The 10,759-nt window shown below is 56.4% G+C and carries 6 protein-coding genes and 6 pseudogenes; 4 read left to right on the plus strand and 8 right to left on the minus strand.

All coding sequences use genetic code 11. The features are described 5' to 3' along the window. Positions 1 to 89: 89 nt before the first annotated feature. A pseudogene (gene tnpB / locus GGD46_RS33210) lies at positions 90 to 209 on the minus strand (IS66 family insertion sequence element accessory protein TnpB); the annotation flags it as partial. Next, positions 206 to 676, minus strand: coding sequence for an IS66-like element accessory protein TnpA (gene tnpA, locus GGD46_RS33215; protein ID WP_004128939.1), 471 nt, complete (start codon positions 674 to 676; stop codon positions 206 to 208). The pseudogene tnpB (GGD46_RS33210) and the gene tnpA, both read right to left, overlap by 4 nt. Before the next feature lie 276 nt (positions 677 to 952). Between tnpA and GGD46_RS33220 the strand changes: the two genes are divergently transcribed. After that, positions 953 to 2,242 (plus strand): acetyl-CoA carboxylase biotin carboxylase subunit family protein, encoded by a 1,290-nt coding sequence (locus GGD46_RS33220; protein WP_004128937.1) that lies wholly within the window; start codon positions 953 to 955, stop codon positions 2,240 to 2,242. Positions 2,243 to 2,759: 517 nt separating this feature from the next. Here the strand turns inward: GGD46_RS33220 and ltrA are convergent. Next, on the minus strand, positions 2,760 to 4,010 hold the full coding sequence (gene ltrA / locus GGD46_RS33225; RefSeq protein WP_004128932.1) for a group II intron reverse transcriptase/maturase: 1,251 nt from the start codon (positions 4,008 to 4,010) through the stop codon (positions 2,760 to 2,762). Between the two features lie 694 nt (positions 4,011 to 4,704). Here ltrA and GGD46_RS33230 point away from each other — a divergent pair. Then, positions 4,705 to 5,445, plus strand: a pseudogene (locus GGD46_RS33230) (IS5 family transposase). 69 nt (positions 5,446 to 5,514) lie between these two features. On the opposite strand, the gene GGD46_RS33235 reads toward GGD46_RS33230, so the two are convergent. The 5 genes and pseudogenes from GGD46_RS33235 to tnpB (GGD46_RS33255) all read right to left on the minus strand — a co-directional run. Next, positions 5,515 to 5,829, minus strand: a complete 315-nt coding sequence (locus tag GGD46_RS33235) for a c-type cytochrome (RefSeq protein ID WP_245276724.1) — start codon at positions 5,827 to 5,829, stop codon at positions 5,515 to 5,517. 120 nt (positions 5,830 to 5,949) lie between these two features. Then, positions 5,950 to 7,551: a flavin monoamine oxidase family protein gene (locus GGD46_RS33240; protein WP_004128922.1), complete on the minus strand. Its 1,602-nt coding sequence runs from the start codon at positions 7,549 to 7,551 to the stop codon at positions 5,950 to 5,952. A gap of 127 nt (positions 7,552 to 7,678) precedes the next feature. Then, complete coding sequence (locus GGD46_RS34630) at positions 7,679 to 8,077, minus strand: LexA family transcriptional regulator (protein WP_376766909.1); 399 nt, start codon at positions 8,075 to 8,077, stop codon at positions 7,679 to 7,681. A 141-nt stretch (positions 8,078 to 8,218) separates the two neighbouring features. Continuing rightward, positions 8,219 to 8,960: pseudogene (locus GGD46_RS33250) on the minus strand (transposase); the annotation flags it as partial. A gap of 48 nt (positions 8,961 to 9,008) precedes the next feature. Further along, positions 9,009 to 9,159, minus strand: a pseudogene (gene tnpB / locus GGD46_RS33255) (IS66 family insertion sequence element accessory protein TnpB); the annotation flags it as partial. Between the two features lie 90 nt (positions 9,160 to 9,249). Between tnpB (GGD46_RS33255) and GGD46_RS33260 the strand changes: the two are divergent. Then, positions 9,250 to 9,706 (plus strand): annotated as a pseudogene (locus GGD46_RS33260) (aldehyde dehydrogenase family protein); the annotation flags it as partial. 246 nt (positions 9,707 to 9,952) lie between these two features. Beyond that, positions 9,953 to 10,759, plus strand: a pseudogene (locus tag GGD46_RS34195) (IS701 family transposase); the annotation flags it as partial.

The following is a 10,759-nucleotide window of genomic DNA, read 5'->3' on the forward strand; positions in this document are numbered from 1 at the left end:
TGAAATATTATGTGGCGGAGAATTCTAGATTTGGCAGTCCCCGGCTGGCGCCGTAATGGCTCCGCCACAAAATCTCACCCGATGCATAAATATGGATCGGCCGCAAGGGCTGACGCCACCAACGCCACCAGGCCATTCATGCCGCGCCGGAAGTCGACAGGTCGCGTCGCAACCATGATCTTCACACCGCTTGGTGAAAGTCCGATCACCGGCGCCCTCGCAACACCGCCACCATCGCCTGCGCCAACTCGGGCGCCACCGAGCCGATAACCGTCATGCGTGCGCCCGCAATTTCGATCTCAATTCGGCCAGCAAGAACCTCCGAGGCATTCGATGGCGAGCCTTCGTGTCGTGCGCCATCCCCAACCACTGTCACCGGCACGAACACGGCAGACGGCAAACTGGCCTTTGCCGACCGTTGAGAGGTTAGTCCGGCATCCCGTCGCCACACATTCAGCAAGCCGCGATTGACGCCCCAGCGCCGGGCAACGGCCGAGATGTTCACGTCAGGTTCTGCGCTTTCCGCAAGGATCTGCGCCTTCTCCTCGTCAGTCCAATTCCGCCGCTGGCGCCGACCGGTGATCACCTCGATCCGGCGATACTTTCCCTCATGCCTGGCTTCATGCATGCCTTCATCCATGACTTCAAGCATGGCATCAACGCGATCTCCAACCATTCCATTCCGCTCCTATCGATGAAGGAGCTTATCTCACGGCCTCATTCACAAAAGAAAAGGTGGGTTGTTCGTCGCGCTCACGGATGACAGTAGTTTGCCACAGCAATATTAGACGTCGTCGCACGTCCTCTCAGAAAAAATTTACAAAATCTTCGCGTTCGCAGATTGCTCGGCAATGATACGTTCACCCGCAAATCCGCGGAGAGGCGTGCGTAAAAACTGATGGAAATTCATCCTCAGCTCGCCTGAAAGCACGCCACATGGAGGTTGACGCCAATGAAAGGAAGAACACTCATCTTAATTGAAGGTTCACGGGCTAATGGCCCGCTGTACGTCCAAGCGGCTCAGCGGCTTGGTCTCCATCTTATTACTCTGTCTGCAGATCCAGCTCAGTACGACTATCTTGGCGCGAACGAGGTTCAGACAATCTGTGTCGATACAGACGATCTCGATGCGTTAATCCGCGAATGCTACCAGTTAAGCACGACTTATGAGATTGCTGGCATTACCGGGTTTCCAAGCCCGAGCGAGACAGTCTATGCAACAGTTGCCCGACTCTGTCGACACTTCACTCTACCTGGACCGGACCCCGCATCGATTGATCGATGCTGCGACAAATTTGTGCAACGCCAAGTACTCGCGGAATACGGAGTTCCAGTACCTGCTTACCGCTTGGCAACAGATGCAATGGAGGTGGAATGCTCAGCGGAGAAGATTGGTCTGCCGGTGATACTAAAGCCAACCGCAGGCCTCGGCGGCAGCGGTGTCCGATTGTGCCGGGATGCCAAAGAGTTAGCTCAACATACGAGCCATCTGCTCGACGGAGATCACCCGTGGCAATCTTCGCCGAAGATACTCGTCGAAGAATTCGCACAAGGCCCGTACTACGGCGCTAATACAATGGGAAACCAAGTCATTGCAATTGGTACCGCTGACTTCGGCCCCCCGCCACATTTCGTCTTTCGTGAATACACCTTTCCTGCCCCGCTGACTGAAACCGAACTTCAACGCATCATCGATGTTTCACTTAGCTGCTTGCGAGCTCTCGGTCTTGGATGGGGACCGGCAAACATTGAATTCCGATGGACGAACGATGGCCCAGTTGTCATTGAAGTTAATCCCCGCCTTCCGACCGGGGAAGCTAGACTGGTTCAACTGGCGTACGGCGTTGATTTGATCACGGCGCACATCAATCTTGTCATCGGCCAACAAATTTGTGACTTGCGAGCAAAGCATTCGCACATAGCAGCAGTGAGGAGCCTGCTTCCGGAGGGCGATGGCATCCTCGATTGGATCAGTGGTGACAATCGCGCGGCTGCTGTACCGGGTGTCAACGAGGTCAAATTTTACGTTACACCAAAGGCACAAATCGTCAGAAGAGGTGATTATTTAGACTCGATTGGACATGTCATCGCATGTTCGTCAAGTCGTTCTCAGACAGAAATGATGCTGGAGCGTGCCGTTAATCTGATCAGGTGGTCAATCGCACCATTTCCGTCCCTTTGCGAACCGGACGAAATATCGACCTCAATCTCCGGGGCGAAGGAGGCGCCTCGCGAAGGATGATCTAAATAAGAGTTTGCAAGGCCTTCTTCTGGGAGCTTCGTATTCCTTTTGCTAGTGCCCTCTTGTCAGATGGCAGGCTTGCCAACAAACAGTCATGTCTTGGACAACAGCGCGAACGATGCTGAAGGATACAGCATCACAGATCCGTTCAGTTAACTGCAGCGCCGATGCTTCTGTCCTCGCTTGACCATTTACGTTCTTGGGAGCGAGCGACTCATATGGGAAGATCGGGTCAAGAACTCCATCGCATGTTTTCTTCGGTCGCTCTTTCGGCATCCAAGGCTGAGCCTGTTCGCGTGAACGGGCCTGTTTCCATTGCCGGTTCAAACTCACATTCGGTCGCCGCGCCGAGCGGCTGCACCATCATTCCGCTTGCGTTGCGGCAAAGGCTCGGGAGGACGAGACCATTCTTAGTAGCGGCGTTTGAAGCCATGTCGCGATCGGGCGAGTCGCGGAGGGACTTCACCCTCCGCGCTCTCAGAACCGTGCGTGAAACTGTCGCTTCACACGGCTCCCATCAGACGAACTTACCGGTTATTCCGAGCTGCCAATGCACGAAAAGCTTCGTTCGACTTTGGGCAAGGCGTTGTAGAAATTTCCCTGCTTGGGTCGAACGGGCATAGCGCTTGAACTTCCTTCTCACCCACACGCACAGCGTCTGATTGACGTAACGCCGCAAGGCATCCAGCGCCGATGGCGTAAACCGCCCGTAATACGCAATCCACCCCCGGAGGAGCGGATTGATCTCGCGAGCAATGTCGGCCAGCGACACATGCGTTTTCTGTCGGAGTTTCAAGTCCCGGATCGTCGCCCGCATGTGGTTCAGCGCCGAGGGAGCAACCCCCGGCGTAAATCGGCAGAACAGTCGCCCATTTTGCGGATTTCTCACCACTCGCGGTCGAAAACAGTATCCGAGAAAGTCAAAGCTGACGTTCGGATACGTTCCCCTGCGTTTGGGGTCTTTGCAGTAACCGATCTTGGTTTTGGTGGGATGCATTTCCAGCTGGCATTCCGCCAGCCTTGCTTGAAGGGCAGCCTTGACGGCCTCCGCTTCCTGTTCGGTCCGGCAGTGCACCAGACCGTCATCCGCATACCGGCACCATGGGAGGTCGGGGTATGTCCGGTTAGAGATCAAATGCGTAGTGCAGGAACAGATTTGAAAGAATCGGACTGACCACACCCCCTTGCGGGGTACCGCGATCCGCCCTATCCTTTGTCCATCCTGTTCCAAGGGCGCCGTCAGCCATCTTTCGATATAGAGCAACGCCCCTTGACCCTTGACATGCTTGTGGACCGCCTTGAGCAAGAGATCGTGCGCCAAGTTGTCATTTAGGCCCTTGATATCAAACTCTAAAACCCAATCATATTTCCAGCACCGCTGACGCGTGATCCCTACCGCGTCCAGAGCAGATTTGCCCGGTCGGTAGCCGTAGGAATCTGGCCGGAAGATCTGATCAAGTTCCGGTTCAATGAGCCGTTTGACCACCATTTGCGCGATCCTATCGCTCACGGTGGGCACACCCAAAATCCGCTGGCCCCCAGTCTTTTTGGGAATGGGGACGGCACGGACCGGTGGCGGAAAGTAGCTTCCCGAACTCATCCCGTTCCAGATCTTGTAGAGATTACCCTTCAAGTCGGCTTCGAACTGCTCGATCGTCTGCCCATCCACTCCGGCCGCACCACCATTGGATTTGACCGCTTTATAAGCTTCGTACACCAGCCGCTTATCGATCCTAAACGGCTTGTCTGTCGTATCCGCCGACGTCATCCTGTCTCCAGTTGTTTCGAAAATACGACCACCTGATCCGAGCCCTTTGCTCCAGCTCCATTAAAGCGCCTTCATCACTACTACGGGTCGGTTCGCCCCAACTTCCTGTATCTGTACTCTCGCCTCACGGTGATGTGCCGCTTGTGCTTCTCCCTTGGCATCAGAAAGCTGGTTCCTGCAGTTCCGCGCAAAAGCCTGTGACCGACTCACGCCCTCTCACCGCCGACCGCCGTCCGCCCGATAATCAGGCTCCTGACGGACTTGTCTCAGAGGAACGAACCGCCCCTGATTTTGACGGTATCTGACCAGTTTACGACGAGTCTTCGAGGGTTCACGTTTGTTCGTCTTTCGGACACGCACCTGCTCATGGTCATGCCATGAGCTTTTGATCCGACGCTCACCACCACGGCTCTTTACCGCAGCAAGCAGCTCGGACTGGTTTGGAACCTGCTCCTGAAAGCCGATCCCGAGGGGCCCACCCTCATCTTTCACGCAGCTTGTCCACACGTTAGTTGTTCATGTTGAACTCCCTTCATGTGTGCCTGCAGCACACGTTCGTCCCCCCTGGATCCGCCAGGATTGATCGCTCCTGGAAGATTACAGCGTAAACTCATAAAATTTCTTGGCATTTATCGACCGCCGTGATTCAAGGCTTCGAAATAGGGAAGCATTTGATGACGGTCGTCGCTACGAACTGACTGACCACGAATGGTCGATTATATCGCCGTTGTTACCCAACAAGCCACGCGGCGTTGCCCGCGTTGATGATCGGCGGGTACTGAATGGCATCCTCTGGCGGTTTCGAACGGGCTCGCCTTGGGCGGAAGTTCCGGAACGCTATGGCCCGCCGACGACCTGTTACAACCGCTTCGTCCGCTGGCGCAAAGCCGGGGTATGGGATCGGCTTCTTGAAGCGGTGTCCAAGGCCTACGATGGCGACATCGTCATGATCGACTCGACCTGTGTCCGCGTTCACCAGCACGCGGACACGGGAAAAAAGGGATGGAGACGATGGTGGCATGGGACGTTCCCGCGGCGGCCTTACGAGCAAAATCCATGCGCTCGTCGATGCCGAAGGTCGCCCGGTCAATCTGCGTCTGACTGGTGGACAGATCGCCGATTGTGCCGAAGCCGACGCGCTGACGGATGAGCTTGGCGAGGGGGACATCCTGCTGGCCGACAAGGGTTATGACACGAATGCCATACGGGCTAAGGCCGCCGAGAGAAAGGCCTGGGCCAACATCCCGCCGAAGAGTAATCGCAAGGGCTCTTTGTATTTTCGCGCTGGGTCTATCGGCAACGTAATCTCGTGGAACGGTTCTTCAACAGGATCAAGCAGTTCCGAGGCATCGCAACCCGATATGACAAGCACCCGGAAAACTACCTCGCCGCCGTAAAGCTCGTCGCAACAAGAATATGGTGCCAGAGTTTATGAGTCGACGCCGTAGAGAATTTGGCTTGCTGCGGTCATTCTCTTCTTTCGAAACGGACCGTCGTGTTCGCCTTATCGGATGTCCGCCACGTCCTCGCGTGTCACTTCATTTTCGTAATTGTTGCCGAAATTTGTGCGCACGTAGTTAACGACGGCAGCAACTTGGTCATCGCTCATCATATGACCGATAGGTGGCATGCCTGTATGCCCGTGGAGCACCAAGTAAACTGGGTAATCCCCGACCACTAGATTCTGATTTTGAGTAAGGGCCGGATATTTGCCTGCCCCCATCGCACCTTCCCCATGGTTCATATGACAAGCGGCACAGACGTTCGCATACAGCGCTTCCCCGCTTTGTTCACTGAAGTTCTCACCGTCGCTCAACATTACTTGGGCTCCGACGGGGACAGCGAGCGCCATCGTCAAGATTGAAACAACAACGGAGCCTAGAGGCCCTTTGGAGTTTTTCGCCATCGGAAAAAACCTTCAATTGGTCGCAACGTATTATCAGCCAGCCATGATGCGCTTATGAAGCCTTGTGATTGCGTCTAGTGAGGAGAGAATCGCCCCCTCCATCCAGGCCGGGACTTGGGATGCATGCTCGCCGGCGATTACTACGCGACCGTCGATCTTGCAAAGATTATTGAAGTGTTCCCTGCGGGTGTCTTCCGTCCAGTCCCCGGCGCAGCCAAGTGTAAACGGGGAGCGATGCCAGGCCCAGGAAACGCCATTTTCGAACTCCTCTTTGTATTGAGGATGGATCCGCGCACCGTATTCGACAACCCGCTTCACGCGTTCCTCGGGAGCCATTGACGTGAACTCATAGGAATTCGGCCCATTCCAAGTGTAACAGCCCAGCAGAACGCCCTTTCCCTTCGTATTGAAGTCACTGCTTGGATAAGAAATCTGCCGGATCGGCAGATTGGTGTAGCTCACGCCCCCGAAAATCAGGTCATCTTCCTCCCAAAAACGACGCTTGAACTGTAGGCCTACCTTCACGGATGATGCATAGGGTACAGCTTTGATCGCTGCGAGCATTTCGGCGCTGACATTGATGTCGATTTGACTGAGGATCGTCAGGGGAATCGTACATACGCACCAGTCGCCGCTCGCCCGCTGTATTGTACCGGGATTCTCGCTGTCTTCGTAATAGGCCGTGACGCGCTTCTCGTCCTGCTCGATCTTTGTCACCTTGGCGTTATAGGTGACGAGGTCGTCCACTTCCTTGCTGAAAGCCTTGCCAATCAGGTCGATGCCGCCACGTGGCTGGAACATGGTTGTTTGGAATTCATAGCGCGCAAAAGCGGCTAGATCGCTCCAAAGGCCCGAACCTAGTATTTCGGAAAGGCTCAGCGGCTTTCCGGACGTTGGCACGACGCTATTTCTCCCCGCGCGATAGGCTTCGACCGAACCGCGAAACTCTCTCACGTGTGTGCTATTCTGGTAGGCATAATTCTCATCCAACGCGCCCCAGGAGCGAAGGGCCTCAAGTAGCATCTCCTGATCTTCCTTAGTGACACTCCCTTCGAGTGCGCCCTTGCGCGTCACCTTACACAGCAGCTCTGATATGTGTCCCCGAATATCGGTCATAACGTAACGCACTCGCTGCGGCTTGCCGCCGCCCCCCCTTGTGGAGTGCAGGAACGCGTTGTGGTTGAGTTGTTGGAAGGGCTCTAGCACCACGCCCAGCCGCTTGCAGTATGCGAGCAAGCCATGGTGATGATACGGAATTCGCCACGGACCAGGATTGATGTAAAGCCCCTCATCAAATTCACAATTCCGGATCTCGCCGCCCAGTTCCTTCACGCTATCGCCGCCGCGTATCGTCCAATTTCGGCCACCTACTCGATTGTTGTATTCCAGTATTTTCACGTTGTAACCGGCCTGACGCAGTTCGAGTGCTGCCGTCATACCCGCCAATCCTGCTCCAAGAATCAAGACGGAAGTGTCCTTCGGAGCGCCTTCCAGCTTTATTGGTCCGTTGTATCTAGACTCACCAGCCAGCCCGAGCGTAGTCATGGCGTGGTACATCGTCATACTGCCTGCAGTCATACCGATTAGCGATAGAAGATTGCGCCGGTTTAAGCCAACTAGCTTATCTTGTGCCATTTTCCGTCCTCTCACTGTCCGTGCCAAAACTGTAAGTTTGCGAAGCCCTTTGAAACTTTTTTTATCCATTCAATCGCTATGCCACCACGGCAACTAGTACCGCTCCTAAGAGATTCTGACTGGTGAGCTAGCGTAGGATTGGCAGCGCCTCAGGTTCTACGAGCAATTGAATGCTTCGCGCTTCTCCAGGCTGGCATTGAATGAGGCCGGCTTTTTCCAGGGTTATCACCATCTGGTGTACAGACGGTGCGGTCACCTCAAAGTGGCGACGCATGTCCGCTTCTGCCGGGGAGCGTTTGAAGATCCTGGTATAGGCATAAATGAAGACCAGGTATCGGCCCTGCAACTGCGTGAACTGTGGCGCTCCGGCAGGAGGCTCCTTGTCTCGTTGCGCGGGCTTATCCCAGGATGACGAAACGGTCCTGGTTTCGACGACGCTTGAATTTCTTAACGACGCGTCTTCGGATGGTTCACTTTCGTTCGTCTTTCGGACACGCACCTGCTCGATCTCGTCCGAACTTTTCATCCGACGCTCACCACCACGGCTCTTTACCGCAGCAGCTCGGACTGGTGAGACCCGCTCCCGAAAACCGATCCCGGAGGGCCAGCCTCCATCATTCACGCAGCTTTACGACACAGTGTCAGTTCATACTGAACTCCTTCCGTGCCTCTGCAGCATACTCTCGTCACAGAATACCCCCGGCTGCGAGCGGATGAAGGCGGTGAGCGCATCGTAGAGAAGCTCCAGCCACCAGGCGACCCACGTGACCCAGGCGCCGAGCGTGCCGCGATCGATCATGACGCCGCAGGAGGCCAGCATCTGCGCCTGTCTGTTGAGCGGGAGATGCCAGGCAAACTTCGAAACAGCGACATGCGCGGCAAACGCCCGTGGTCACCATGCCACCGTCCATCACGCGCGCTGGTGCCGACGCCTGCACAACAACGCTTTCGCAGGCCCGGCAGGCATAGCGCGGTCGGATCGTCCGTCTGACCCGGACAACCGCAGGCACGATGTCGAGAGCCTCGCTGACGTCCGTGCCGATGCAATGAAGTTCGAACGAACAGCAGGGGCAAGTCTTGCTCTCCGGCTCGATGATCTCGTCATAACGCGGAAGGTACTTGGGCAAGCGGCCGATATTGCGCGCTGGCGATCGCCGTGCCGGCGTTTTGTCTTCACCGACCGGCGCGACATCGTCATTGGCAGCAACGGGAATGTCGCTCACATGGCCAAGGTCGAGCATTGCCTGCGTCGGATCGATGATCGTCATCTTCTCCGATTTCGTCCCGAAGAGCAGGCGCTCAAGGAAGGCCACGCGCGCCTTAAGGTCGGCATTCTCTTCGTTGAGCGAGAGAATGATCCGGGTCAGTTGCACGGTGTCCTGGGGTAAGGGATCATGTCGAAGCGGCATGACTGGCCCTACCATAGGAGCCTGAATCTTCACGTAAAACCGACAGGATCAGCCTGCTTTTGAGGGCCTCCTCACAGCGTTTCGTTTGACGCGCGTCCAGTCAATACCGGCTAGCAAAAGCGAGAACTCTTCGCGCGTCATCTGCATGGCGCCATCGCGGACCGGGTGGCCAAACGAACTTGCCAGCCTCCAACCACTTGTACCTTATCTGAGAATGCAGCCTCGACCAGCACAGATCAGCAGCTAGTGCTGGTTACACATCAGTTTCATCCGCTTTTCGGACGGCAACGGGCCTCTAATCGACAATGATGCTCTGAAAAAGATCGAAGCGCATGTCGATGACGCTGTCAAAAAAGGGGCGATGGTTCGCTGCGGCGGTCGTCGGATCGGCGCGAAGGGAACATTTTTTGAGGCGACCGTCATCACCAACGTCGTCGGTTCGATGCGGATCGCGCAGGAAGAGACGTTCGGTCCGCTGGCGCCGATCATCCGTTATGATGACCCGGAGCAGGTGATTCGGGAAGCCAACGATACGATCTACGGCCTCGCCGCCTATTTCTACGCCTCGAACCTCAAACGCGTCTGGCGCGTGGCCGAGGCGCATGGTTGGCATCAACACTGGCCGCATGTCATCGGAGGTGGCACCCTTCGGAGGCATCAAGCAGTCCGGCATTGGACGCGAAGGCTCTCGGCACGGTCTCGAGGACTATCTCGAAATGAAGTACCTCTGCATGGGCGGCCTCTAACGCTGGTTGCCGCCCTCCAACATCGACGCCGGGTTCGACGATGTTAAGATCCGGATCACCTCAAAAAAAGAGGCTGCCGTCGACACATGTCCTACGGCAGCCAAGTCGCGTGGGAGGCGAATTTATTGCCAGGGCCATCGAAGAATCGCTGGCTCTCTAGTCTTACTGAGTCACAAAAAACGGGAGATTCGCGGTTTGCGATGATGTGCTAGCGTGGCGATTCGTGGTCAGCAGGAGCAAGCTGAGATGAATGGCCTGAGCGGAAGAAGTGAATCAGACTTTGCGGATTATGTCGAGAGGCTTGTCGATGTGATCGGCCATGCCGATCGGGCAGAGCCGCTGAAGGATTACTGCCTTGGCCTCATGCTGCCGGTGGAGCGCAAGAGTGTCGAGCCTCTGGCAGCGGTAACGGCACCGGCGAGGGTTTCGTCCAAGCATCAGTCGTTACTGCATTTCGTCGGTCAGGCGCCGTGGTCGGACGAGGCGCTTCTGCGGCGGATTGGCGATTTGGTGCTGCCGCTGATCGAGCGACATGGGCCGATCGAGGCGTGGATTGTAGATGACACCGGCTTTCCCAAGTAGGGCAGGCATTCGGTCGGGGTGGCGCGGCAATATTGTGGCCAACTCGGCAAGCAGGACAACTGCCAAGTCGCGGTCAGCTTGTCGATCGCCAACGTCGCAGCGAGCTTGCCGATTGCCTACCGGCTGTATCTACCCGAGATCTGGGCCGACGATGCCGAGCGGCGGCGCAAGGCGAAGATCCCTGACAGCGTCGCATTCCAGACCAAACCGGCCATCGCGCTGGAGCAGATCCGAGCCGCCCAGGCAGCCGGAGTGGCGCCCGGTGTGGTGTTGGCCGATGCCGGCTATGGCGTGGACGGCGCATTCCGCGCCGGCCTGTCGGCACTCGGCCTCGACTATGTCGTGGGCGTGCAGCCGACACTCAGCGTCTGGCGATCAACACTGACCTCAACTCTCGCTTCGCCGCCGTGCGCGTCAGGCCCGCGTCCAGGGATTACAAATTGACCGAGCCCCGCGCCGAGGAATGGCTGC

It is taken from the genome of Martinezella lusitana (assembly GCF_014207095.1).
Taxonomy (GTDB): Bacteria; Pseudomonadota; Alphaproteobacteria; order Rhizobiales; family Rhizobiaceae; genus Rhizobium; species Rhizobium lusitanum_B.

Coding starts and splice junctions, on each gene's coding strand:
- tnpA (WP_004128939.1), bottom strand. CDS start 676: ATGGTTGGAGATCGCGTTGATGCCATGCTTGAAGTCATGGATGAAGGC.
- GGD46_RS33220 (WP_004128937.1), top strand. CDS start 953: ATGAAAGGAAGAACACTCATCTTAATTGAAGGTTCACGGGCTAATGGC.
- ltrA (WP_004128932.1), bottom strand. CDS start 4,010: ATGACGTCGGCGGATACGACAGACAAGCCGTTTAGGATCGATAAGCGG.
- GGD46_RS33235 (WP_245276724.1), bottom strand. CDS start 5,829: ATGTTGAGCGACGGTGAGAACTTCAGTGAACAAAGCGGGGAAGCGCTG.
- GGD46_RS33240 (WP_004128922.1), bottom strand. CDS start 7,551: ATGGCACAAGATAAGCTAGTTGGCTTAAACCGGCGCAATCTTCTATCG.
- GGD46_RS34630 (WP_376766909.1), bottom strand. CDS start 8,077: ATGAAAAGTTCGGACGAGATCGAGCAGGTGCGTGTCCGAAAGACGAAC.